The sequence below is a fragment of the Arthrobacter sp. 18067 genome, assembly GCF_902706295.1.
GTDB lineage: Bacteria > Actinomycetota > Actinomycetes > Actinomycetales > Micrococcaceae > Arthrobacter.
The window spans coordinates 1-482 of the sequence record NZ_CACSJJ010000073.1 but is presented as its reverse complement, the minus strand read 5'-3'; the positions used below and the strand labels follow the sequence as shown (position 1 = coordinate 482).

The 482-nt window shown below is 69.7% G+C and carries 1 protein-coding gene; it reads left to right on the top strand.

The window, feature by feature from the left end; translation table 11 throughout:
* A partial coding sequence (locus tag GVL04_RS24125; protein ID WP_159709175.1) for an alpha/beta fold hydrolase occupies positions 1 to 482 on the top strand: 482 nt, incomplete at both ends.

Sequence of the window (482 nt, the reverse complement as noted above, 5' to 3'; positions counted from 1 at the left end):
CGCCGCCGGCAGCTACTGGACCGCGCAGCGCGCGTCGCTGGCAGAGCAATACCAGCTGGTAACCTATGACCAGAGCGGCACCGGCAAGAACGCCGGCCCGCTGCCCGCCGCCTACAGCATGGCAACCATGGCCCAGGAGCTGTGGCAGGCGCTGGAGAAGGCCGGAATCACGCGCTTCGCGCTGGTGGGCCATGCGCTGGGCGGGCTGATCGGCCTGCAGCTGGCGCTCGACAAACCCCGGTCGGTCAGCGCCCTGGTGCTGGTTAACGCCTGGCTGACGCTGTCAACCCACACTCGCCGCTGCTTCCAGGTGCGCGAGCGCCTGCTGCATACCGGCGGCGCCCAGGCGTGGGTGGAAGCGCAGCCGCTGCTCCTCTATCCGGCGGAGTGGATGGCCGCGCGTGCGCCGCGCATGGAGGCGGAGGACGCCCTCGCGCTCAGCCATTTTCAGGGTAAGGACAACCTGCTGAAGCGGCTACAGG